General features: G+C 45.9%; 22 protein-coding genes and 1 riboswitch. Of the genes, 21 read left to right on the top strand and 1 reads right to left on the bottom strand.

The window, feature by feature from the left end; all coding sequences use genetic code 11:
- Positions 1-136: 136 nt before the first annotated feature.
- From RCO25_RS05925 to RCO25_RS05910, 4 genes are all read left to right on the top strand, one after another.
- The gene (locus tag RCO25_RS05925) at positions 137-4,513 is read left to right on the top strand and encodes an Ig-like domain-containing protein (protein WP_308995211.1); all 4,377 of its coding nucleotides are present in this window, start codon (positions 137-139) and stop codon (positions 4,511-4,513) included.
- A 188-nt stretch (positions 4,514-4,701) separates the two neighbouring features.
- On the top strand, positions 4,702-7,410 hold the full coding sequence (locus RCO25_RS05920; RefSeq protein ID WP_308995210.1) for a stalk domain-containing protein: 2,709 nt from the start codon (positions 4,702-4,704) through the stop codon (positions 7,408-7,410).
- Positions 7,411-7,486: 76 nt separating this feature from the next.
- Positions 7,487-8,647 (top strand): sensor histidine kinase, encoded by a 1,161-nt coding sequence (locus RCO25_RS05915; RefSeq protein WP_308995209.1) that lies wholly within the window; start codon positions 7,487-7,489, stop codon positions 8,645-8,647.
- A gap of 7 nt (positions 8,648-8,654) precedes the next feature.
- A complete protein-coding gene (locus RCO25_RS05910; RefSeq protein WP_308995364.1) occupies positions 8,655-9,383 on the top strand; it encodes a response regulator in 729 nt (242 codons plus the stop codon).
- 155 nt (positions 9,384-9,538) lie between these two features.
- On the opposite strand, the gene RCO25_RS05905 is transcribed toward RCO25_RS05910, so the two are convergent.
- Positions 9,539-10,585: an LPXTG cell wall anchor domain-containing protein gene (locus RCO25_RS05905; protein ID WP_308995208.1), complete on the bottom strand. Its 1,047-nt coding sequence runs from the start codon at positions 10,583-10,585 to the stop codon at positions 9,539-9,541.
- Between the two features lie 28 nt (positions 10,586-10,613).
- Positions 10,614-10,697, bottom strand: a riboswitch (cyclic di-GMP riboswitch).
- Between the two features lie 245 nt (positions 10,698-10,942).
- Here RCO25_RS05905 and RCO25_RS05900 point away from each other — a divergent pair.
- The 17 genes from RCO25_RS05900 to RCO25_RS05820 all read left to right on the top strand — a co-directional run bounded on the left by RCO25_RS05900 (position 10,943) and on the right by RCO25_RS05820 (position 25,228).
- On the top strand, positions 10,943-11,404 hold the full coding sequence (locus RCO25_RS05900; protein WP_308995207.1) for a hypothetical protein: 462 nt from the start codon (positions 10,943-10,945) through the stop codon (positions 11,402-11,404).
- A gap of 357 nt (positions 11,405-11,761) precedes the next feature.
- Entirely contained in the window at positions 11,762-13,861 is a 2,100-nt protein-coding gene (locus tag RCO25_RS05895) for an ATP-dependent helicase ComFA (protein WP_308995206.1), read from the top strand.
- Positions 13,858-14,751, top strand: coding sequence for a ComFC family protein (locus tag RCO25_RS05890; protein WP_308995205.1), 894 nt, complete (start codon positions 13,858-13,860; stop codon positions 14,749-14,751). Before RCO25_RS05895 ends, RCO25_RS05890 begins: the two co-directional genes overlap by 4 nt.
- Positions 14,752-14,864: 113 nt before the next feature.
- Complete coding sequence (locus RCO25_RS05885) at positions 14,865-15,281, top strand: TIGR03826 family flagellar region protein (RefSeq protein ID WP_308995204.1); 417 nt, start codon at positions 14,865-14,867, stop codon at positions 15,279-15,281.
- A 107-nt stretch (positions 15,282-15,388) separates the two neighbouring features.
- Positions 15,389-15,655, top strand: coding sequence for a flagellar biosynthesis anti-sigma factor FlgM (flgM, locus tag RCO25_RS05880; RefSeq protein ID WP_308995203.1), 267 nt, complete (start codon positions 15,389-15,391; stop codon positions 15,653-15,655).
- A gap of 8 nt (positions 15,656-15,663) precedes the next feature.
- Positions 15,664-16,167, top strand: a complete 504-nt coding sequence (locus RCO25_RS05875) for a flagellar protein FlgN (RefSeq protein WP_308995202.1) — start codon at positions 15,664-15,666, stop codon at positions 16,165-16,167.
- Positions 16,168-16,186: 19 nt separating this feature from the next.
- On the top strand, positions 16,187-17,746 hold the full coding sequence (flgK, locus tag RCO25_RS05870; RefSeq protein WP_308995201.1) for a flagellar hook-associated protein FlgK: 1,560 nt from the start codon (positions 16,187-16,189) through the stop codon (positions 17,744-17,746).
- A 20-nt stretch (positions 17,747-17,766) separates the two neighbouring features.
- Complete coding sequence (gene flgL / locus RCO25_RS05865; protein WP_308995200.1) at positions 17,767-18,738, top strand: flagellar hook-associated protein FlgL; 972 nt, start codon at positions 17,767-17,769, stop codon at positions 18,736-18,738.
- A gap of 10 nt (positions 18,739-18,748) precedes the next feature.
- On the top strand, positions 18,749-19,315 hold the full coding sequence (locus tag RCO25_RS05860; RefSeq protein ID WP_308995199.1) for a DUF6470 family protein: 567 nt from the start codon (positions 18,749-18,751) through the stop codon (positions 19,313-19,315).
- Positions 19,316-19,414: 99 nt separating this feature from the next.
- Complete coding sequence (locus RCO25_RS05855) at positions 19,415-19,807, top strand: flagellar assembly protein FliW (protein ID WP_308995198.1); 393 nt, start codon at positions 19,415-19,417, stop codon at positions 19,805-19,807.
- Between the two features lie 14 nt (positions 19,808-19,821).
- On the top strand, positions 19,822-20,046 hold the full coding sequence (gene csrA, locus RCO25_RS05850; RefSeq protein WP_308995197.1) for a carbon storage regulator CsrA: 225 nt from the start codon (positions 19,822-19,824) through the stop codon (positions 20,044-20,046).
- A 137-nt stretch (positions 20,047-20,183) separates the two neighbouring features.
- A complete protein-coding gene (locus tag RCO25_RS05845; protein ID WP_308995196.1) occupies positions 20,184-21,422 on the top strand; it encodes a flagellin N-terminal helical domain-containing protein in 1,239 nt (412 codons plus the stop codon).
- 343 nt (positions 21,423-21,765) lie between these two features.
- Positions 21,766-23,262 (top strand): flagellar filament capping protein FliD, encoded by a 1,497-nt coding sequence (fliD, locus tag RCO25_RS05840; RefSeq protein WP_308995195.1) that lies wholly within the window; start codon positions 21,766-21,768, stop codon positions 23,260-23,262.
- Between the two features lie 64 nt (positions 23,263-23,326).
- On the top strand, positions 23,327-23,695 hold the full coding sequence (gene fliT / locus RCO25_RS05835; RefSeq protein ID WP_308995194.1) for a flagellar protein FliT: 369 nt from the start codon (positions 23,327-23,329) through the stop codon (positions 23,693-23,695).
- Positions 23,696-23,848: 153 nt separating this feature from the next.
- Complete coding sequence (locus RCO25_RS05830) at positions 23,849-24,262, top strand: flagellar protein FlaG (protein ID WP_308995193.1); 414 nt, start codon at positions 23,849-23,851, stop codon at positions 24,260-24,262.
- A 74-nt stretch (positions 24,263-24,336) separates the two neighbouring features.
- A complete protein-coding gene (fliS, locus tag RCO25_RS05825; protein WP_308995192.1) occupies positions 24,337-24,762 on the top strand; it encodes a flagellar export chaperone FliS in 426 nt (141 codons plus the stop codon).
- A gap of 268 nt (positions 24,763-25,030) precedes the next feature.
- A complete protein-coding gene (locus RCO25_RS05820) occupies positions 25,031-25,228 on the top strand; it encodes a cold-shock protein (protein WP_028608231.1) in 198 nt (65 codons plus the stop codon).
- Position 25,229 lies beyond the last annotated feature (1 nt).

The following is a 25,229-nucleotide window of genomic DNA, read 5'->3' as shown; positions in this document are numbered from 1 at the left end:
CACAAAGTAGCTCCGCTGCTTTGCGGGCAGCTTTTTTGTTTGTCATGCGACACAAAAAAGTAGTTTAACCTAAATTTTTCATGTCAACTAACCGACAAATAAGGTACGAGTGTAATTTTTTGAGGAGTGAATTGAAATGAATCGAACCAGCAAGCTGTCATCGTTTATCGCCGTTATGCTGCTGCTCCAACTAAGCTTGGCAGGCTGGGCAACAGATCCGCAGCAAGCATCTGCCGCATCTGCAGGTCCGGTCGTATTAAGTCTCAGTCCAGCCGATGATCTCATTAATGTATCGCTTGCGGCTGATTTGAAGATGACCTTTGATGAAAACATTTCTAAGGGATCCAGCTCAACGTATGTGTCTATTTATGATTATGCCACGAGCAATTTGGTGGAAAGCATTCCTTTATCGTCTGGTCGTATAACCATTGATTCCACGCAACGTACAGTGACCATAGATCCGACTAATAATTTCGCTTTAAATACGAATTATTACCTATTGGTTGATGCCGGCGCTTTTGTGAATCAGTCGAACGGTGCAGGTTATGCAGGGATCAATAGCGCTAGCAGCTGGAACTTTCGTACGATTGCAGCAGTAGATTCGACAAGGCCCAATCATACAGCGTTGGTGCCAAATACAGTGCCTGCTGCGGTTACAACCCCGATTACCATTACGTTTGATGAACCTGTCTATGTAGCAAGCGGGAGCATACAAATCAACTCCGCAGAAGATAACAGAACGGTCGCTGTAACTTCCAATGCAGTAAGAGGCAGTGGAACCAACCAAATTATCATTCAGCCGCCAGCAGCGCTGCAGCCAAACACCGCGTACTCGGTTGTCATTCCGAATACGGCATTTCAAGACGCGGCAGGCAATCTTTATTATGGGACATCGTGGAGCTTTTCAACCGCATCGGCGCCTGTGAATGTGGCGGCGCCATTCGTACCGGCAGATAATGCAACATCCGTTCCGGTTAATGCGGCGCTTACCATTACTTTTGATAAAAACGTGCAAGCACGAGCAAACAAATATATTGAATTACGCAGGATCAGCAATAATATTACCTTTGAACGTTTTAATGCAGCTTCATCCAGAGTTGTTGTAACCAATAATACGGTCAAGATTTCACCCAGCACTAGTTTGGAACCCAATACTGCTTATTATGTATTAATTGACGCGGGTGCCTTTACTCAACCCGATCCAAGCGGGGATCAATGGTATCACGGCATTTCGGGTGCGTCAGTATGGAACTTCAGTACAGATCCGGGCAATGAAAACGTTCCGCCAATTGAGTCTGCCTTTTTTCCGACAACGGGAGGATCGATCAGCAGTTTAAGCTCTGAATTGAAAATAACCTTTAATGAGCCTGTTTTTCCAAGCAGCGGAGCCATTGAAATTAGGGAATCGGCGACTGGGGCATTATTCCGCTCCATTCCTATTACATCCGAGCGCGTAACAGGCGGCGGAACCTATCAGATGACCATTGATCCGAATAAAGCGATTAACGGTGAAGCCGAGAAAGCTTTCGTCAATAATACGAAATATTATGTGACGATTGGCAATCGTGCGATTCGTGATGCGGCAGGAAATTATTACGCAGGACTTGCGTCATCAACATCATGGCACTTCACCGTTTCACAAGATACGGTAAGACCGACTTTAGCACTCTTGAACCCGATTAATAATGCGGTTTCTGTTGGGCTAACCCAAGCCTTTACCGCAACATTCAGCGAGGCGGTTAAGAAAGGTTCCACCGGATCCATAACGTTTAACCCGATTGGTAATAACCTGCTGTCGCCTATCCCCGCTAACTTTTATGTAGACGGTAACGACAATAATGTGTTGGTCATTGCGCCAACGCAGGCGTTCGAAGCTAATACCGGTTATTATGTATCCATCGATGCCAGCGCAGTGACTGATCTGGCAGGCAATAGCTTTGCCGGGATATTAAATGAGTATCAATGGACGTTCCATACGTTTGGTTCGGATACCACAGCCCCGAGCTTGAGTAAGCTGGAGTGGAGCGGATCCGCGATTACGATAAGCTACAGTGAAGAGCTGAATCCTAATGTAATTCCTTCGACGGGCAGCTTTTATGTAACGGTTAACGGAGCGCCTCGCGCAGTAATCGGGGTGCAAGTTAAAGGGGAAGCGGTTATTCTTCAGTTACTAAGCCCTATTGTATCAGGGCAGCAGGTGAAGCTTTCCTATTCAAAAGCAGCAGTTGGGCTCATTCAGGATACTTCTCGAAATGAAGCAGCAAGTGTTGCGTATCAAGATGTGGCTGGCGCAAAGGATGTTACGCCGCCAATACTTGTGAGCGGGAATGCTTCAGGCGCCGCTATTACGCTATCGTTTGACAAGGATTTAACGGCTGTAAACAGCTATGCCTATCTGCAGTTTTCGGTTAGCGTCGGCGGTGTGAAATACAGCACGACCTCGATCTCAAGCAAAGGCAGCAATATTTTGTTAACCGTTAACGGCAATATACAAAACTATCAAACCTTCAATGTGTCATATACGCCAGGCTCCTATCCTATAAGAGATTCGGCGGGCAATTATTTGGCAGCCATTCAAAACTACAGTATGTACAGCATGCCTGATACAGGGTTGCCTACGCTGCAATCCGTCAGCTTTAGCAGCACAGTCGTTACCTTGAAATACAATAAAAGCTTGAATTCACAGAGCGTTCCTTCAGTTGGTCAATTCGGAGTATTGGTCGACAATATCGCGCGTTCCGTTCTGCAGGTTCGCATTACAGGAGATTCGGTCCTATTGACACTATCGTCGGCTGTAAATGCCGGACAAGTGGTTTCGGTGTCTTATTTAGCTTCTATGACCTTGATCACAGATCTGGCAGGCAATGCAGCCCCCTCCTTTAACAACGCTGTATCCGGTGGGACTTCGGGCGGCGGCCAGAACGGCAACATTTACGGAGTCATTGCAAAGGGCTCAACACTTACGATTAATTTTGCTGAAACATTAAATAGCAGTTATGTGCCGAGTTCAATCCAGTTTCTCGTAAAGGCCAATGAATCCGTAAAATCGATATCCAGAGTTGATATAAGCGGGGCATCTGTTATCTTAACGCTAGCGGCTCCATTTAACGTTGGGGAAACCGTTAATGTTACTTATTACTCAACATCCGTTGGACTTCGAACAAACAGCGGAACAACCATAAGCAGCTTTTCAAATATAAGCGCAGCAAATCAAACGACCATTCTAGATGGGTTGTCCGGTGATTTCGAGGCTGCCGACGGCGGCGGTATCGGTCTGAAAACATCGGCAGCCTCCGTAACAGGGGATATCTCTCCTGCTGGCGTACAGGCTAATCGCTATACCGTATCAGGCGAGAAGGTGCTTACGGCTTTCCAAACGGCCCGCACTGCAGGCTTGGCTAATCCACGCGTGGCGTTTAAAGTGCCGTCAACGGAACGGGCAGCAATTGTTGCAGTTCCAATAAGTGTGCTGGATACGGCATATCAGCTAAACGCCAGATCTGTATTTGCCGTACAATTCGGCGATGCTTCCTACGAGCTGCAGCTGAATGCGGCGGATTTTGTGAAAATCAATGCTTTGCTCGGCGGCAGCAGCAGTTCCGGTCAATTGCTTATTCGCATTGATCAAGGACTGTCTACGCTGACTGGAAATATCAGTTCCATAATAAACAGCTCTAATACGAGCCTGATCGCAGGGCCTTACCATTTCGATGTAACGGCAGTGAGCGGTTCTATACAGCAGGCTGTTAATGAATTTAACGGTTATGTGTCGCGAACGATTCAAACTTATCAGAATATCGATTCCAGCAAAACAGCGGTCGTTTGGTTTGATCCGATCACTGGAGGGATCTCTTATGTTCCAACGGTGCTATCGACTAGCGGCGGCAAGACGACAGCTACATTTAAAAGAAAGGGTAACAGCTCCTACGCGCTTGTAAGCAACTCAAACAGCTTCACGGATCTATCCAAGCACTGGGCAGCGAGCTCCATTCATACGCTGCTGCGAAAATTCATCGTGGAAGGACGCACGGCAGCGAAGTTTGAGCCGAGTAAAAACATGACGCGCGGTGAATTCGCAACGTATATTGCGAAAGGGCTTGGCCTGAGCAGCAATCGCTCGGCAGCGGCTAAGTTCAAGGACGTGAACACGAATACGGCTATGGGCGCCTATATTGGAGCGGCTTCTGCCAAAGGAATCGTTGCAGGCAATACCGATGGCACCTTTAAGCCGAATAATCCGATTACGCGTCAGGAAATGGCCGTTATGATGATTAGGGCAGCGAAGGTAGCTGGGGTTACCGTTCAACTTCCGCAATCGACTTCCGCCTATTTGCAGAAGTTTACGGATCGCGGCAAGGTTGGCGCATGGGCGAAGGAGGATGTCGCAAAATCGATATACCTTGGCGTTATTGGCGGCAAAACAGCTACGACATTAAGTCCGCAAACGAATGCAACTCGCGCAGAAGGAACGGTTATGATTATGCGTTTGCTGCAAAAAGTGAATTTTTTATAATATAATTCAATTCTTAGAAAAAGGCTCAACCAGTCTCCATGGCGAGTTGTGCCTTTTTTTACTTTTAAAGTATAGAGGAAATTTATCGGTCGAAATAAAACGATAGCAGTCTTTTATCATACGTAACTTTTCTACTACTCTTGTAGTCTATAACTATTAGATTAATGGATGGGAGAGTTGCAAATCTAATGGTTAAGTTTCAAAAAATGATAGGACTGCAGTCGGAGGGCTTAGGAAAACGCGTCATAGTCGTTATGTTAGGTGGAGCATTGCTGGTACAGCCGATAGCATCGCTTCTGCCTGGAAGCGTGCAGAAGGCAGCTATAGAGACTACAGAGGCTGCTGCAAGCGATCCCGTGCTTAAGCTGTCGCAGCAATCTTATATTACTGCAGGGGCCAAACGACTAGACTACGTATTTCATACAACGCGCGGAAGCGCAAAAGCACAAACCGATGTGCATGTCATTGAGATAGATCTAACGAATCCCTATGTATCTTTAAATGCGATGAGCGGAAAAAATAACAGCATTGGCCAGGTTAATACCATTCTAAATATGACAAAAGAAAGCGGTGCGGTAGCGGCTATCAATGCGGATGTATTTGTCATGGGCAATGAAGGTGCGCCTATGGGTGGCCAGGTTATAAGCGGCATGTTTATGTCGAGTCCTTCGAAGCTGAAAGGGATGTACGCGTTTTCGGTATCAAAGGATCGGAAGCCCATGATCGATAACTATTCTTTTGACGGTATGGTAACGGCGGCGGATGACTCATCTTTTGCGATAGAAGGTCTTAATCAATCCGCGTATGCTCCCGAAACAACAGGCTCGATCTACAGTCATGTTAATAAAATGTATATATATACAAGTGCATGGGGCGGAACGGAGCGCCCGAAAAATTCAGGCTCCACGCCGACGGAGGTATTGGTCCGCAATGGGATAATCGAAGAAATTTCGATTGACAAGGCGATAGCGGGACAAGCGCCGGAAGACGGCTACATACTTCGTACGCACGGCATGGCAGCTGCGTACGTGAAGGAACATCTGCAGGTTGGACAGCCGATAACGGCTGATTATTCGCTTGTGTCGCAAACAACGGGAGCGAAAGTTGATCCATCCTCTTTTGAAATGATGGCCGGGGGACATACGCTGTTAGTTAATGCGGGTGCGGTGGCGCCGTTTTCGCGCGATATCACCGGTGTCAGCGGATCGTCGTATACTTCTCGTTCGGGGGTTGGCTATTCGAAGGACGGAACGAAAGTTTATCTCATCACGAGTGAGCGTTTCGGCGGTAATACAGGGCTCAGCCTGAAAGAGCTTCAACAAGTCATGCTGCAATTGGGTGTATTTAAAGGCGTCAATCTTGATGGCGGCGGCTCAACAACGATGATCGAGCGCCCGCTTGGGGACTTTGCCTTGCAGCTGGCCCATTCCACGCATTATGGTTCAACCCAAAGAAGCGTCGCAAATGGAATTGGCGTATTCACCACAGCTCCAAAAGGAACGCTTAAAGGCATTTCTGTGAGTGGTTCTAAAGCCATGTTCATAGGTCAGAAGTCGTCTTATTTAATAAAAGGTTATGATACGTATTACAATCCTTACGAGGTAGACAACGCCTCTGCGGTATGGAGCTCGGAGAAGGCAATCGGCACTTTCAACGGGAATGAGTTTACAGCGACTAAAGCAGGTAAAACGACGCTTAGCGTGAAGTCAGGGGCTATTGCTACCAAGCAGGAAATTGAAGTAATCGGCCAGGATCAAATTGCTTCACTTTCCATTGATACGGCGGCAGGCGTATTGGCAAAAGGAGCCACGATTTCTGTTCCGCTAACCGTTAAGCTCAAAAATGGCACAACGTATAAGTTAAGCGGAGACTCAGTGAAATGGGAATTTATCGGGTTTACCGCAGTTCAAAATGGCGACAGCCTAACCGTACAATCGGTGAATGCGGGAACATCCACAGGTTATGCGATCGCGCGTTATGACGGTTTTCCAGCGATGATCCCCTTTACGCAGGGCGAAGCGGTTAAGACCTTCGAGGATTTCGAGAAATCGACGTATCCGATCACTTCCCAGATCACACCCGCAACGACAGTGGGCAGCGTGAGCTTGGCAGCTGACTTCCCGGGACAAACCTCTGCAAAGGCTTTGAAATTGGATTATGATTTCACGAACGGTACGGGAACGAAAGCTTCTTACGCCGTATTTAATACAAATGGCCGTGTAATAGAGGGCTCTCCTACGTCAATGACGGTTGACCTTTACGGAGATAACAGCCTGAACTGGGTGCGCGCAGAGTTTATCGATGCCGATGGGAAAGCTCATCTTCTTGATGTGGCTAAGCAGCTGGACTTTAGCGGATGGAAAAACGTAAAGGTAAATCTATCGTCCGCAGGTATGAAATTCCCGGTTAAACTAAAGCGGATCTACGTTGTAACCATTGCGGAAGGCCAGGATGAGAGGTCGTCTTCAGGTGCAATCGGACTAGATAACATGAAGCTGCAATATCCGCCTTCGGTAACGGTAGATACAAACACGAAGGTCGAAATGACTGTAGGTAAAACAACGGCTTTGGTTAATGGAAAAGCGATAAAGCTGGATTCAGCGCCGCTCGTGCTGAACGGGATAACCTTCGTACCGGTTCGATTTGTATCGGATGCTATGGGCTCGCGTCTGTTATTTGATGGAAATACGGGTCAGGTCACGGTGCTGCGAGGCAATAAGCTGATGGAAATGACTCTAGGTAAAAAGGATCTCATTCTAAATGGCGCACGGCAAAGCTCAGAGGTAACGCCGATTATCCGAAATAACCGCACGTTAATCCCGGTACGCCTATTTTCCGAAAAATTAGGTCTAAAGGTGGGTTACGACGGAAAAACGAAAAAGATTACCATCGATTAACGATGGACGAATGATATCCAATCTGTGGTATGATAGAGTAGATTAACCTTTAATACAGAAAGGTTGCCGATCTACAGTGGACCACCTTACAGGCGATATAAATCGAGTAATCAAAAATGCTATCGAAGTCATGGAAGACAGCAAATATCAAATTTATGAAATATGTGAATCAGCGCGCGCGGAGATGGAGTCTTTGGAACAGGAGCTTGAAATCGTTCTTCAAGAAACTGTGAAGACGATCGATAAAGTCGATCAGCTAGAGCAGGACTACCGCCGTGCGCGGATAAGGCTGACGGAGGTTAGCCGGGATTTTGTACGCTACAAGGAAGAAGACATTAAGTCTGCTTATGAGAAAGCCACCCAGATCCAGCTGGATCTGATGGTATACCGCGAGAAGGAATCTTACCTGAAGGCACGTCGCGACGATTTGCAAAAACGTGTCCGTAATGTAGAAAACTCCATTGAGCGGGCTGAAACAATCGCATCACAAATAAATGTTGTGCTTGAATATTTAGCGGGGGATTTGAACCAGGTTACCCGTATTATTGAATCTGCCAAAACCAGGCAGCTGCTGGGTCTGAAAATTATATTAGCGCAGGAGGAAGAGCGTAAGCGGATCGCTAGGGAAATTCATGACGGACCGGCGCAATCACTCGCTAATATCGTGCTTCGAACAGAAATTGCTGAACGAATGCTTATCAAGCAGGAGTTTGTGATGGTCCAGGAAGAATTAGTAGATTTGAAAGGGCAGGTGCGCTCCGGACTAGAGGAGATACGCAAAATTATATTTAATTTGCGTCCGATGGCTTTGGATGATTTGGGACTTGTGCCGACTCTTCGGAAATTCACGCAGGATTTTGAAGAGAAAACAAAAATACATACCGTATTCGAGCTTATTGGCAAAGAGGCTAGAATGCCATCGGCAATGGAAGCGGCGATTTACCGTTTGGTTCAGGAAGCTTTCTCTAATGCGCTTAAGCATGCGAGCGCTACCCATGTCTCGCTCGAAATTAACTATCGGCCACAGCATATTTCACTCGTTATTCAAGACAACGGCGTTGGTTTTCATAGCGAACTCATTGAGCAGGATGCTAGTCGAAATGCGCATTTTGGATTGGTAGGGATGAGAGAACGGATTGAACTGATAGAGGGAAGGATGGATATAGACTCAAATCCCGGTAGAGGGACGAAAATTATAATAGATATACCAACTACTGCCGAATCTAGAAAGGAGTAAGATGATGATGATCCAGAAACCTGCAAGCAATGTGAGTACAATCAAAATTTTACTTGCGGATGACCACCAGCTGTTTCGTGAAGGTCTTAAGCGGATTCTAAATATGGAAGACGATCTTGAGGTCATTGGCGAGTGCGGGGACGGCATCCAAGTGTTAGAGTTTTGTAATCATACGATTCCAGAAATCGTTTTGATGGATATCAATATGCCAATCGAGAACGGCGTTGTCACGACAGAACGTTTGAAGAGCATGTTTCCTGACGTAAAGGTTATCATTCTATCTATCCATGATGATGAGAGCTATGTGTTTGAAACGCTTCGAAAAGGGGCAACCGGCTATTTGCTGAAGGATATGGAGGCCGAATCGCTGATTAATGCTATTCGCTCCGTCGTTCAAGGCCATGCCTACATCCATCCTAAAGTAACGGGCAAGCTGATCAATCAGCTTCGCCGTATGACTTATTTAGACGAGATGGGAATCGTTTCAGGCGCAGCAGCCGCCCAAGAGCCGGGAGTGAAATTCGTTGCAGGCGATGAGAGCCCGTTAACGCGCCGTGAGGCGGAGGTTCTTAGATTAATGGCCGAGGGCAAAAGCAATAAGCTGATTGGGGAGTTTTTGTTTATCAGCGAAAAAACGGTAAAAAACCATGTGAGCAGCATTTTGCAAAAGATGGAAGTAGACGATCGTACTCAAGCCGTTATTCAGTCCATTAAATATGGCTGGGTGACCTTGTAATCATTATTAATTGCAGAGCAAAATCCCGTATCTTCCGATGCGGGATTTTTTGTATATAAGAATATAAGAAAATGACGCTCAACAAGAGTGAATGAGAAGAGAAAGCACTCCGAGGCTGCTTATAATGCTGCGCCGGAGCGCGAGGAAAAGAGAATTTATTTTCTTTGTCTTTGCTTACGAAGCGAGATAAAGCCGGCTGTAAGCGCAAAGGCACCGATTAAATAATAAGGAGTCGGGCTGGTATCGCCGGTTTTCGGCAGAGTAGCCAGCGGAACTTGATTATCCTGGGAATCGATAACGGTATCAACTTCGGAGTCGATCTCTCCGCCTATGCCGCCGATTGGGGGTTCCTCATCGTCAATTTCAATAAAGGTCGTTACTTCGGGCGATGGCGAGACGGTCGGCGATGAGGTTGCTGTTGTAGTAGGCGTCACAGTAGGCGTAGACTGTGGTGTGGTTTCAGGTGTAGATGAAGGCGTAGACGATGGTGTCGTTTCAGGTGTAGATGAAGGCGTAGACGATGGTGTGGTTTCAGGTGTAGATGAAGGCGTAGACGATGGTGTGGTTTCAGGTGTAGATGATGGTGTAGACGATGGTGTGGTTTCAGGTGTAGGTGAAGGCGTGGACGATGGTGTCGTTTCAGGTGTAGATGTAGGCGTAGACGTTGGTGTAGACGTCGGCTCCGTGCAAGTGTTTTGAAGCTTTAGTTTCCAGGTTTTAATTTTGTCGCCGTGGGCGCCAGTGCCTAACTGGGTAATCAGATCACCGCTGTAAATGTCCAGCTGATAAGGAAGACATATCGGAATGTCAATTGTGATGGAATAGCTGCCAGCCTTGGGATATACAATGGACTGCCCATCAAAATACACTTGTTTGAGATAAGGTATTGTCTTATCGTCCGGACCTGGAACCCAGTCAGCAGGGGCCGCATAGGATGAGAAGCTGACTCTCACGCAATCCTGTGTGGTCCTGAAGGACGCCGTCGCTGTGCCGTCGCCATGGTCTACGATATTGGACTGGTTTGTTATAATATGTTCCTGTTTAGATGAGTAGGTCTGACAGCTGTTCTCAATTATGGGATCGGTCAAGGCTGTGTCTCCATTGCTCTGACCTTCGGCCATAACAAGAGAACCAAGCGCTAAGGAAAAAATCAAGATCAGGGCCATGCTTAAAGAAAGCTGCTTTTTAAAATAACGCATCATTCACTCTCCTCTTAGATAGGTAGTGGGGTTCTAAGAGGGCCGGTTACACTATTAGCTCCATATAATCCAAGTGTCCATATGCAGATTATACTTCATCACTTCCCTAGCTGTTCTGAAAATGTGTAAGACGCCGCTTCCTTTCCATACGCGTGCATATCTTATATATGCAAGGATACGTAGTAAAATGATAACATATATTGTAAATTGCTCAAGGGTGTTTCTTTGTCGGAATTTGACTATTAATAATCGAGAGAAAAGACCTATTTTGATACAACATACATTTTTCGCCTTGTCCTCCCATTGCGGAACCAGTGGGCTCTTCCTAGCATATAGTGTCACAAAGAGGAGGTGGCCGCCATGTTTGAGCTTCTACTTTTGGTTATTGGCATTTATGCCGTGGCTGCATTGTCGGTGCATCTGGCTTATCGGATTCGGCGAGGAAGGCAGCAATCCAGCAAACATTACGTACTTGTTGCGGGCGTTCGGCAAAAAAATATGGAATGGTATGTGCGCTCGTTGTTTTCTTTTTCGCGGCGGATGGGCAAGGATGTTCGGTTGACGATTGTCGACCGCGGGGTAACGGATGAAACGCTCGCTATTGTTGAGCGCTTATCAAGAGACGGCAAGGAAGTCAGGGTGCATACCAAAGGGACGGCACCCATAACCGAAAACAAGGATAGTAAGCGCTCGCAAACGAAGGGTGTGGACGGCACCCAGCTGCTGTGGCTGCTTCAGGCAGAAGGAATCGTATCGAATGCAGACCACGCGGTGCTGGTTGATTTGCAAAACCCGTCGGATTTGTCGAAAATGCCATTTTAGTATATAATTTGCCGTAATTGAATATTCGGAGTGAAGCACACTCAATGACGCATTCTGCGTGGTTGGGTGTGCTTTTTTTAATATATAAGAATTTATAAGTTTTCACTTATAAATGTGCTTATATATCTCCGCGAAACGATAGCTTTTGCCACTGAGGACGGCGACAGCCGTTTACGCTTGTATATAAGACTTTATAAGTTTTTACTTATAAATCTGCTTATATATCTCCGCGAAACGAGCTTTTGCCGACAAAAGACGGCTACAGCCGTGTATTCTTGTGTTCATTTATAAGAATTTATACTTTTCGTTTATAAATGAAAAGCGCCGGATGATGAAAGGGATAGAGGGGGAAGGAAGATGAAGGCTCAGGTGTATGTTGTAAAGGTACGCGGATGCTGGCAGGCACGCGCGACGATTCAAGCAGCTCTGGATAAGCATTTCTGGATGAATGGCGATTTCGGTGAGGCGGGCTGTCTGAATGAGGAAACTGCGGATACAGGCTGGCTGCTGCTTGAAGCGCTGCCGCTTGGTGATGCTTGTCTTGTGGTGGAGCTTTGGGAAGCAGTGATGAAGCGAAAACGTGGGAAAACCGTGCATTTAGAGCAGTATATCATCGATGAGAGTAGGTCGGATATCGGATGTGATGCGTTGGAGCTGCTGATGGCTTGTGTGAAGGAGGCGAAGCGAAATGCGCAAAATGAAGAAAGGACAGCAGGTTCTGGCCAGTGGTGGCGGATTGGAAGCCGGACAAAGCGGCAAACGTGGCTGGGCATAGAGGGTTTGCTAGGTTTGGCTGAGCGGTGGGATCGGACAAAGGGGGAGACCGTAGGAGCGGCGGAGCTGGGAGAAACCACGGCAGGGGCTAAGCGTGCCGCGGAACTGGGAGAAATCGCGGCGGGGGCGAGCTGTGCCGCGGACATGCTGCAGGGACGTGCGCTGTTGCGAAGCGAGGCGCACGCCCTGCTCTCTGGCGCAGGCGGGCCAGGTGCCGCTGCAGGCTGGAGCGAAATGCTGCAGCTTGCAGCGCTGCTCGGGCGGGTGCGCCTGAGCGGATCGATCGCTGCCGGAGACGGCGGGCGGGCGGACGCCTTGGGGCGCCGGAGGCGCGAGCGCAGCTGCCTGCGCTGCGGGAGCGGTGAGGCGTTTATGCACCGCACGGCATGTGCCGCGTGCGGTCGGATCTGCGCCTATTGCACGGCGTGCATTGGGATGGGGCGGAGCCGGGAATGCGAGCTGCTGGTTACGGGGCAGCGTTGTGGGCCCGCAGGCGCAGAAGCGAGAGCGGGGGCGGCCAAGGAATTTATATTGCCGGCTAGTGAGCTGCGGCTTGAGCGTTGGAAGCTGAGTCCCGCTCAAACGGCCGCAGCGGCGAAAGCGCTACGATTCCTTGAGGAGCCGGAGCCGCACACCGGGCGTACCCGAATGACAAAGGGCAGAACCGCCGGGGCCAGAGAATTTCTCCTATGGGCGGTTACGGGAGCGGGCAAGACGGAAATGATTTTTCCGCTTGTGGAATCTGTCTTGCTGCGGGGCGGAAAGGCGCTAATCGCAACGCCGCGCCGCGATGTCGTCATTGAGCTTGACCCGCGAATCCGCAAAGCGTTTCCAGGCGCCTCTGTTGTCACGTTATACGGGGGCAGTGAGCAGCGCTGGGAAAACGGCGACATTACGCTGGCTACCACGCATCAACTGCTGCGCTTTTATCAAGGTTTTGATCTCGTTGTAGTCGATGAGCTTGATGCGTTCCCGTTTGCGGGCGATCCACTCCTTCATTTCGCGGCGGACAAAAGCTGTGCGCCGGGCGCAGCTCGCCTATTATTGTCGGCTACGCCGCCAAGCGATTTGCAGCGGGCAGCGAAACGCGGCAGGCTTCCGCATGCGAGGGTGCCCGTGCGCTATCACCGGCATCCGCTGCCTGTACCGAGGCTTATTCAAACGCCCGCAGTGAAACAAATGCTGCAGCAGCGAAAACTGCCGCCAAAGCTGCAGGCGGCCATGCAGGCCTCGCTTGTTCGCGGCGCCCAGCTGTTTGTGTTCGTGCAGCAGGTTGCTCAGACAGAACCCATGGCTGCTCTGCTGCGCATGGTTCTGTCGCACGCTGCTGTTGCTGCAACCTCCTCGCAGGACGCGGAACGATCGGACAAGGTACAGCGTTTTCGGGCGAGGGATATTCGGGTGCTTGTCACGACCACCATTTTGGAGAGAGGGGTCACGATCCCGAAAAGCGATGTTTACATCTTGGACGCGGATGGACGGCTCTTCGACGAGGCATCTCTGGTGCAGATGGCAGGACGGGCGGGCAGATCGGCGGAGGATCCGTTCGGTCAGGTCTATTTCTGCAGCCGGGAACGCAATCGGGCGCAGCTGCAAGCCGTACATCATATCCAAACCATGAACCGCATGGCCCGCAAGCAGGGCTATCTGCTCCCCGCAACCAAAGGAGGCTCGCCCAAATGACCGTCTCGCCCCAAGACTGGCTCCGGCGACTGCAATCCGCCTTCGCCGGAGCCGCGCAACTGCTCGCGCCGCGGACTGCCGCATGTCTCCTATGCGGCAAGCCGCAAACCGGCTCTCGCAGCGCGGACAGCAGTAGCCCCGCGAAGCTGACTCCCCAGCTTCGGCAATCCCTTTGCGGAGCGTGCCTCTCCGCAATACCTTGGCTTACCCGCATCGCCTGCACGAGATGCGGGCGCGGCATTCCCTGCGAGGACTGCATACGCAGTCCGCATGGCTCTTTTGTGTGCAACCGCAGTGCGGTTCACTATAATCAAACGATGCGAGCGATGCTCGCTCTATACAAATATCGGGGAAACGAGCAGCTTGCTCCATTGCTCGGCGACATGCTGTTGCCTGCTTTCGAGGCTTTGACAGCCGAAATTGTTCAGCGGACTAACGCACCCAATAGTAGAGATTCCAAATTGAAAATAAGGATGGCCGATCACTGGGATGCCGTAACCTATGTGCCTGTCAGCGCGGAACGAGAGGCCGATCGGGGCTTTAATCAGGCAGAGCAGCTGGCAGGTCGGGTTGCGCAGCGCTATCATTTGCCGCTTAAGCAGCTGCTCGTCCGTTCTCGTCATTCCGAGAAACAAAGCTTTAAAACACGCGCGGAGCGGTTTCGAGACACAAGATCTCTTTTTGACATAAACGCTGAGGAGTTTCAACTGCTACTTGCTCACGCTGTAAACGATAGCGGCAAAACACAGGCAAGCCGCAGGGGTATTCGTATTCTTTTGATCGATGATATCTATACGACTGGAAGCACGGCGGAAGCCTGCTCGCAAGTCTTGCTGCATCATGCGGAGCGTCCATTGGAGGTATACCTTTTGACCTGGGCACGCTCCTAACCTTTCGTCTGCTTGAAGGGATGAAAATAGATTCATAGTGAAAAAGTTAACGCTTTCGATTAGAATGAGAGAAATAGATGAATCGTTTGACAAAAAAAGGAGGGCTCAGTGCGATGAACTTGGATAATTGTCCTCGCTGCGGTAAGCTTTTTGCCAAAAACTTTAGAGACGTATGCCCGGCGTGCTTGCGTGATATTGATAAAGAATACGAACTTTGTGCAAACTATTTGCGTGAGTTCAGGGGCTCGATTATAACGGAGGTAGCGGAAGCTACCGGCGTATCGATCAAGCAAATTACGAAATTCATTCGCGAGGGCCGTATCTCCATAATGAATGCTCCTAATATGTCTTATCCTTGTGAATCCTGCGGCACGCTTATTCGGGAGCATCATCTTTGCGACATCTGCCGTCAACGAATAGAGAAGGACAAGAAGCAAATGTTTCAGGAGATAGCGAAGAAAGATGAACAGAAAAGGGCCTATAATCCTTCTGGAGTATACAAAGGGCTGGAACGATACAAAGAAAAATGAATTTTTACTAATATTTTCTTGACTATAAAATTTCACTTGACTGAAGCCGATAATACTTGTAAAGGTAATCGGCTTTTTTAGTTCCTGTAGATAATGAGGTGGATAAAATGAAAATAAACGAGACGAATCGAATTGGTGCGGTTAATCCCTATCAGAAGCAAAAGGATGCGCGAGTAGGCGGTGCAGAGAAAGCAAAGCAGAAGGACGAAGTCCAAATTTCTGCAGCTGCTAAGGAGCTGCTGACTAGCAGCAAGGCAAGCGGAGCGGACAGAACAAAGCACATTGAAGAGCTCAAAAACGCGGTAGCATCGGGCACATATCATGTGGAAGCCGGCAAGATTGCTGAGAAGCTGCTTCCATACCTAAAGGAGTAGTGCTCTAAATGAATGAGTATATCCAGCAAATTCTTGTGGTTTTGCAAGAGCTCTTAGACGAGCATCGGCAGCTAATAGAATACGGAAATGCGAAGACAACGGCTATTACAGCTAACAATGTGGAGTCGCTGTCCTATATTTCAAACAAAGAGAAGAAGAGTCTTCAGCGCATTTTGGAGCTGGAGCAGCAGCGGATCTTCTTGATCGGAAAATATATGCTGGATCAGAAGCTGACTGCTCACCGCTCGTTCAAAATGAAGAAGCTGATTCAAGCCGTTTATCATGCGAATGAAAAGCAGCAGCTTCAAGCCATGTGGCAGGAGCTGGCGGCAGCTCTTAAGAAGCTACAGGATATCAACGAATTCAATCAGCAGCTCGTCAGAATGAATCTGGAGCATTTGCATTTCACGCAGGATTTGCTGCTCGGACCGACTGAGGAAGAAGCGACCTACCACCGTGCTGTTCAAGGCATGGCCTACAATCGTAATGGCCGCTTTAATATGAAAACGTAAGAAGAGAGGACAATAGACGATGGCATCGACTTTTCATGGCTTAGAGACGGCAAGGCGGAGTTTGTTTACGACGCAATCGGCTTTAAATACGACCGGACATAACATTGCGAATGCCAACACGGTAGGCTACTCTCGCCAAATTGTGAATATGACAGCCTCCAGGCCGATAGACGCGGTAGGCTTTTCTAAATCAGCTGCAGCCGGTCAACTCGGAACGGGTGTAGAGGCTTCCTCGATTACACGTGTAAGAGAGAAATTCTTGGACAACCAATTTCGAAACGAAAATAAATCGAACGGCAATTTTACGGTACAACTAGATACATTGTCTAAACTAGAAGGAATCGTGAATGAACCGAGCGATACCGGCCTAAGGACGGTCATCTCAAATTTCTGGAACTCATGGTCGGATTTAAGTAAAAACCCGGAGAACGCGGATGGACGTAAAGTGGTTATGGAACAAACGATGGCGTTGGTTGATTCGTTTAATTACACAGCCAAACAACTGGGCGAATTGAAAGCGGATTTGACGGAAAACGCAGAGATTAATCTAAACACTGTCAACTCCATTACAACAAGCATTGCTCAGCTTAACGGCGAGATTAGACGTGTTGAAGGCCTCGGCGACAATGCCAACGATCTGCGCGACCAAAGGGATCTGATCACAGATCAGTTATCTGGTCTGGTAAACATTCGTGTTGAAGAACAAGCAAATGGTTACAGGATTACAATGGGCGGCACTGAGCTGGTTCAAGGGACAGCAAAAACTGATCTTAATATGTCCGCAATTGATACAGCGATTGCTTCAGGCGATTTGAATAGCGGAGCTATTTACGGAACGCTTTATTCAAGAGATCATTATGTTGATGGTTATATCGGAGAGCTCGATAAGCTCGTTCAAACGATGGCAAACGGAGAGTTTGAAGTTACTTTGCCAAAAGGTTCTGTCTTGCCTGAGGGTACAGTATTGAATAACGTTACATACACGGGCGCCAATCGCACATTAACGGAGGATACTACCGTTATGGTGAACGGATTGAATGGATTGCATCAACTTGGCTACTCATTAGCAGGCCAAGATGCAGGGTTGCCCTTCTTTACGGACAGCACGGGTGGAACAACTGGTTTGACAGCAGGCAATATTACGCTTAACCCGGCGATTGTAGCAAATTCCAATTTGATTGCTTCTTCCATGCGAGTCGTTACGAATGCAGATGGCTCGGAGTCAGTGATTAGCGGTAATAACTCGTTGGCAGTGCTTTTCTCGCAAATGCGGGATACACGATTTGATTTTGACGCAGAAACTGGCGATAACAAAAATACGGTCGATGCCTACTTTCGCTCCGTTGTCGGTCAGCTTGGTGTTCAAGCTGCTGAAGCTACTCGTATGCAAACCAACCAGCAAATTATAGTCGACCAGGTGGACTCTCGGAGACAATCCGTAAGTGGGGTTTCTCTCGATGAGGAAATGTCTAATATGATTAAATTCCAACATGCATATAATGCTGCCGCTAGAAATATGACGATGATTGATGAAGTATTGGATAAAGTAATAAATGGAATGGGTCGCGTAGGCTTATAAAATAACTGGTGGTGAATAATATGTCTTTCCGCGTAACGCAATCCATGATGAATACACAATTGCTTCGTAATATTTCTAATAACATGGGTCGTATGAACAACCTGCAAAACCAGCTATCGACGGGTATGAAGATTAATAAACCATCGGATGATCCAGTTGGGATAACGTTTGCACTTCGTTATCGCAGTGAGCTGGATTCAAACGAACAGTATGTTGAGAATGTAAGCTCTTCATTATCCATGTTAGAATACACGGACACAACGATTGGACAAGCTGGAGATATTATGCAGCGCACTCGTGAGTTGCTGGTCAGTGGAGCCAATGGAACGCTTGAGAAAACGAGTTTGGATGCGATAAAAGTCGAGATATCTCAGTTGTACAATCAAATGGTTGAAATTGGAAACAGTCAATTTAATGGCAAACAAGTATTCAACGGTGAATTGACAGGCGACAAGCCTTACCCGACAATGGGGGTAGACGGTACGGTTGATTTGTTAGCTGACCCGCCCTTGCTAAAAGCGTTTCAAGTGAGTTCGGATACCGAAGCAATTAGGTATGAACTTGCAGCAGGCATGAAGTTAGCTGTGAATATAATAGGTAATGAAGTTTTTGGCGAAGGCATAACTCCAACCGCAACTCAAGCTGAGATAGAAAGCAGTGACAATGTTTTCTCACTTCTTCAACGTGCTCATGATATGTTGACTTCTGGCGATCAAGACGGAATTTCAAAGTTAATTGCTCAGGTAGATACACGTATGAATACGATGCTTACGAAACGTGCTGAAGTTGGTGCGAAAGTGAATCGTGTCGAGCTTATTAAAAATCGACTTGATGATATTGGCATCAATTTAAAGACCGTACAAGCGAAAACGGAAGATGCGGATATGGCTGAGGTCATTACTAACATGAAAACAGAAGAAAATGTATATCAAGCTTCACTGTCTGTTGGCGCACAGCTTATACGTCCGAGTTTGGTTGACTTCCTGAGATAGGGAGGATTACATGCAAATTCCTCAAATTCAAATACGTACGCAGCCAGCATTGATTTCCATCGATGCTGATATTGGGAAGCAGCATCTTGAACAGCCTACCGCTACAGTGGACATGGAACAAATTAGGCCAAAACAACATTTTAGAACGACTAGTGGACGGCTTGATATTAATCAAGATAGAGTATGGGATGCATTAGCGCTAGGCAACAACTTGCAAACCATGAGCAAAATATATTCAATGGCTTCTGATATTGCCTTGCAAGGCCTTGCTCGTATTGTAGAGAAAGGCGATCAGATGGCAGCGATTCATTTAGGGGGCACTCCTATAGCTGACATGGCAAGGGATTGGAAACGAACCTTCCCTGAGTATGATTTTCGTGGCGAAGCAGCCTATGACAATATTGATATTCAATATACGCCTAGCGAGCTTTCGATTGAAACAACTCCAGGTCGAATTAACCTAAATGTACAGGTGAATAGGCCCGTGCACGAATATGAACGCGGCAAGCTGGAGATTTATATGAGTCAATATCCTAAAGTAGAGATTATTCCACCACAAATCGATCAACTCTTGTAGACATTACCGCTATTAACGACTATAGATCATTTGCGTATGACGCATGAGGTCTATAGTTTTTATTTTACTAACAAAGGAATCTTAATAGGAGGTTACAACGTGCTTACAGAGCAGCCAGTTTATCAATTTAAGCAAGGTATACCAGGTTTTGAACATTTGAATCAATTTTTTTTCGAAGAGGTAGGAAATGAACTGCCAATGAAGCTAATGAAAGCAATTGAAGATCAAACCATATCGTTGTTGGTTGCAAGCCCATTCTTGTTCTATTCTGATTATGAATGGGAGCTTCCGGATATAGTTAAACAAGAGCTAAACATTCATAACGAAGAAGATGTGGAAATTTGGTCAATTATTACGGTCCACTCAGATTGGGCGAATGCGACCATAAATTTGCTTGCCCCGATTGTGTTGAATAACAAAACAAAGTTCGGAAAACAGCTAATCCTTCATGATTATACATACAGCACTCGTGCTTCGCTCAATCGAATCTAGGAGGAAGATAAACTATGCTCGTTTTATCACGCAAAAGCAATGAGTCCATCATGATTGGCGGGAATGTTGAAATCATCGTATTGGGTGTAGAAGGCGACAATGTGAAGTTAGGCATACGAGCGCCGAAAGAAGTGGATATCTATCGCAAAGAAATATATATAGCTATACAAGCTGAAAACCTCGCAGCAGCAACTAGAACAGTATCGATCGAGGAAGTATCAAATTTCTTTAAAAAATAAATGATTTTTCGAAATAGCTATAAACAATTGAAGTGGGATTCCGATAAATATAGTAGCGCGATAATAGGACGGCCGAACTGTTATCGTAAGCTTCCGCAAGGATGCGGAAATACGAAAATTTCAAGGAGGAAATAACAATGATTATCAACCACAATATCGCAGCTTTGAACACACACCGTCAGTTGGGCGCTAACACTGCAGCAACTAGCAAAAACATCGAGAAACTGTCTTCTGGTCTTCGCATCAACCGTGCAGGTGACGATGCAGCAGGTCTAGCTATTTCTGAAAAGATGCGCGGTCAAATCCGTGGTCTAGATCAAGCTTCCCGTAACTCGCAAGATGGTATCTCTTTGATTCAAACAGCTGAAGGAGCGTTGAACGAGACTCACTCCATTCTTCAACGTATGCGTGAATTGGCTGTTCAATCAGGAAATGACACGAATACATCTCAAGACCGTACAAACCTACAAGATGAAATGACTCAATTGGGTACTGAAATCGAACGTATTGCTAATACTACTGAGTTCAACACCAAGAAGTTAATTAATGGTAGCATGGGTAGTGCTCAAACGGCAGCAACTGGTACTGTTGTGAACAGTGGTAATCTCGCTGCTGGTGTTGCAGGAGCAACAACTCTAGGCGCAGTAACTGATGCTAGCGGTAATAATCTTGGTATCGCAGTTGGTGATAAAATCACAGCAACGTGGTCCGTAAATGGAACACAACAAACAGCAACTTACACAGTTGCCGCAGCAGCAGATGATATGGACGATATCCTTACAGCGATTAATGCTAACGCTACTGTCGGCACTGCTACACTTGCTGCAGGTGTACTTACTGTCGACGGTGCGGCTGCTGGTACGGCTGCACAGATTAATGGTCTTTCTTTTGAAGTCACTACCAATGGCGTTCGTAAAGAAGCTGCTTCAAACGTTCTTTCAAACTTTGCTGAAGGTACTAAAGCGAAAGATGTTCGCTCCGATGGCTCTGCAGCTTTCCAAATTGGTTCAAACACTGGCCAAACTATGAATTTGTCTGTAGAAGACATGAGAGCGTCCACTTTGGGAGTAAATAACTTGCAAATTGGTACTCAATCTCAAGCTTCTACAGCAATTAAAGTAGTTGACCAAGCCATTCAAAAAGTATCTTCTGAACGTTCCAAACTCGGTGCAGTTCAAAACCGTTTGGAACACACTATCAACAACCTAAACACTTCTTCCGAGAACTTAACTGCTGCTGAATCACGTGTCCGTGATACGGATATGGCGAAAGAAATGATGGCGCAAACGAAGAACAACATCCTTGCACAAGCTGCACAAGCTATGTTGGCTCAAGCTAACCAACAGCCACAAGGCGTGCTTCAATTGCTTCGTTAATCTTAACGAATTACAAGGAGATCCTAGACTTTCTAGGGTCTCTTTTATTTTCTTACAAAATTCAAACGTACATATGAATATTAACCTAAATGCTTACTATTTAAAGTAACTAACGGAAAACTTTATATTTCTAAAATTCACTTTCTTACCTAAACTATACTGAAGTAAATTCCGATAATATTAGTAGTAAAGATAGTATACATATTTAAAAAGTAATTTTAGTGACATTCTTGTTGAATAATAATAGTGATAACATGTCAAAGCTTAAACAAGTGAACTTATTAGGGAATATGCATAAATGAATTTGAGACTATAAAAGATGAGAACACGTAGGAGGAATACTATGATAAATTCAATTCGTATGGGAGGCTTAGTCTCAGGTCTTGATACTGAAACCATCGTTAAAAATTTAATGAAAGCTGAGAGTGCTCCGCTTAATAAACTTCTTCAGAAAAAGCAAACAGAAGAATGGAGACGTGATCAATACAGAGAGATGAATGCTCTCTTATCAGACTTGAAAAACAAATCCTTTGATATGAAGTTGCAAGGTACTTATCAGAAAAAAGTTTTGACATCGGATAATGACATGATCGTTTCTACTAAACAAAAGGGTGTACCGAGTGCAACCTCATATCAAGTGGATGTGCAAACTCTATCTGTAGGAGCAAAACCGGCTTCGGTGAAATTCACTACGATCGGTTTGGCAGATGGATCTACCGCAATTGGGGGTGCTCCATTCAGTTTCGATATTGGAACAAATCCTATCAATGTAACAGCAACGGATACAATCAGTAGCGTAATCGCTAAAATAAATAATGTTTCTTCTACAACGGGTGTTACTGCCAGCTATTTAAAAGATGATAATTCTATAACCCTTACAACAACAGCTAGTGGCGCAAACGCGGCTATCTCGATAAATAATCTCAGCGACGCTGCTAACAAACTTGGATTATCTAATGGTACGGTTAATAACCTTGCATCATCATACACGACATCTCAGTTGTCGGCGGATGCTATAGCAGGTACAGTTGAAATTAACGGTATTCCGTATCAAGTCAAGAGTTCGACATTTACGTTTGATGGCGTAGAATTCAACATTAAAGGAACTGGCAAGACCCAAGTTAATCTAAAACCTGGCGAAGATGCCATTTTCAAATCCATTAAAGAATATGTAGATAAATATAATGAGATTATAGAAAAAGTTAATGTAAAGATAAGCGAGAGTACGTATAAGGATTATAAGCCTCTTTTACCTGAGGAAAAAGAAACTTTATCGGATAAACAAAATGAACAATGGGAAGCGAAAGCGAAGAGCGGCTTGTTGAGACAAGACACATTACTCTCAAATGCGCTATCGCAAATGCGTCAATCTTTGTCAACCAATGTAACGGGGGTAGGCATAGACACGAAATTCGATAGCCTTAGTGAGATCGGAATTACTACTGGCTCATATATTGAAAAAGGGAAGCTATATATTAGTGACACGAAACTGCGTGAAGCCATTTCCCAAAACGGAAATGCTGTAATGGAGCTGTTTACTAGGACGAGTGCCTCGACAGATTCTGCTACGAAATTTAGTGAGAGCGGGCTAGCAGAGCGTTTGCATAACAATCTTAACAGTGTAATGACAAAACTCACTGATAAAGCAGGGAGCAGCGCATCACTTGCTGATAACAGTACCATTGGTAAAGGTCTGAGTAGAATTAATACGGATATAAGCAAATGGGGAAGTCGACTAGAGGACATTGAACAACGCTATTGGAAAAAGTTCACTGCAATGGAGACAGCGATGAGCAGAGCGAACTCCCAGAGCAGTTGGTTATCACAGCAACAAGGTTGAGCTATATCATAAACATTGATCACATGTATTTGAAAATAAATGCTGAGGGAGAGGGATAAAAGACATGAGCACCTCTCTTGATTCCTTGTTAAATGATTTTTTAATAGGTACTCATAAGTTAGAGCAGAGTGTAATCGACGAAGATAGTGAACCAGAAGAATGGATAGAACTTCTGAATATAAGGCAAGAGGTTATAGATAGTATATCAGAGCTATTCGCGGTGGGGATTTCTCTAACAGAAATTCAGAAAAAAACCTATATTCATCCCGCTTATGAGGTTGATCAGCGGATTGTTCCTATCATGGACCGGAAGAAAAAGGACCTTGAAACCGATATGATGAATTTGAATAGAAGTAAAGCGGTCAATCAGCAGTATGGCGAGTTCGGAAATTCTTATTCGCCGTATGGTGCATTTTTTGATAAAAAAAAATAACAAACAATCGAGGGCTTCTCATTAGAGAGGCTCTTTTTCATTTATTAAATTAGCAAATAGAATCATTTTAAAACTCTAGTTTTCATCTAATACAAAAGAGAATAAGTGCCGATATACACATTAGGACTATTGATGCGGAAGGAATGATTGGCAATGAACACTAATGTGCCGACTACAGGGATGAGTAACTCGCTGAATCGAAGTACTGCTAACATTGACTTAGGCTATTCTGGAGTAGAGAAGGCTAGTTCCGATGGGGTAAAAGATTCTCAGCAAATTTCTAAATTGACTAGAACAACAGATTTGAAAAAGGCGGAGCTGCGTGGTGAGCATGTCGCAATTAGTGATGAGCAGCTCATTAAAGCAATCGATAGGGCTATTAAAGCTATGGAAGGAAAGAGTACAAACTTAGAGTTTTCTGTCCATAAGCAAACGAATATTATTTCAGTGAAAGTATTAGATAGTACATCGGGAGAAATTATTCGCGAAATCCCTCCAGAGAAAACGTTGGATTTTGTTGCCAAGCTGTGGGAAATGGCTGGTATACTTATAGATGAAAAAGGATAAAAAAGGGATCTTGCTAAGAGAGACTCGCGACACGCATGGTTATCACATTAGTCTAGTTCATAGGAGGATAAAAAATGCAACTTCAACAACGTAATAAGTATATTCAAAATACTATTCAAACGGCTACACCAGGACAATTACTTATTATGCTCTACGATGGTGCGATCCGTTTTTGCCGTCAAGGAATTGAAGCAATCAAAGAACAGCGTTATTCCGATGCAAATACAAATCTATTAAAAGTACAGGATATTATAAGCGAGTTCGTTATCACGATTGACCGATCGAATCCTGTGTCCGAGAACCTAATCAAATTATACGAATATTTCAATACTCGTCTTATTGAAGCAAACATGAAGAAAAGTATTGAGCCTGCAGAAGAGGTGCTCGGCTATCTGGTCGATTTGAAGGAAACCTGGATCCAAGCCTCCAAACAATATAATCAGTTGGCAGGACAAGTGAACGGGACTAGTTTCAAACAGACGCAATCCACGGTTATCTGATTGTTGATGCAAGCCGCCCATGGGCGGCTTTTTTTATCGCCCAATAACGGATAGCGCAAGAGTGACTTAAAGACTAATTTATTATGGAAAATGGAGATATCTGTTTCTTTTTCGACACGAATCGCCAACCGAAATCCCCCGTAAATCCTAAAATGAATTCGCTTACAATAAATTGTTTGACAATTCCGTGAAGTGGGTGTTATAGTCAAATTGTGGGTTATACAATGAGATGCCTCACAGTATTTGAAGATGAAGGGAATGTTTGCACATGCAAGGTAAAGTTAAATGGTTTAACGCAGAAAAAGGTTATGGATTTATCGAGACTGAGCAAGGCGGCGACGTATTTGTTCATTTCTCCGCTATCCAAACCGAAGGTTTCAAAACACTTGAAGAAGGCCAATCCGTCGAATTCGATATCGTTGAAGGCGCTCGTGGTCCACAAGCAGCTAACGTAGTTAAACTGTAAT

It is taken from the genome of Paenibacillus sp. LHD-38 (assembly GCF_031157315.1).
In the GTDB taxonomy this organism is placed as follows: Bacteria; Bacillota; Bacilli; order Paenibacillales; family Paenibacillaceae; genus Pristimantibacillus.
Note: the sequence above shows the minus strand (reverse complement) of the source record. Positions and strands in the feature narration are given on the sequence as shown.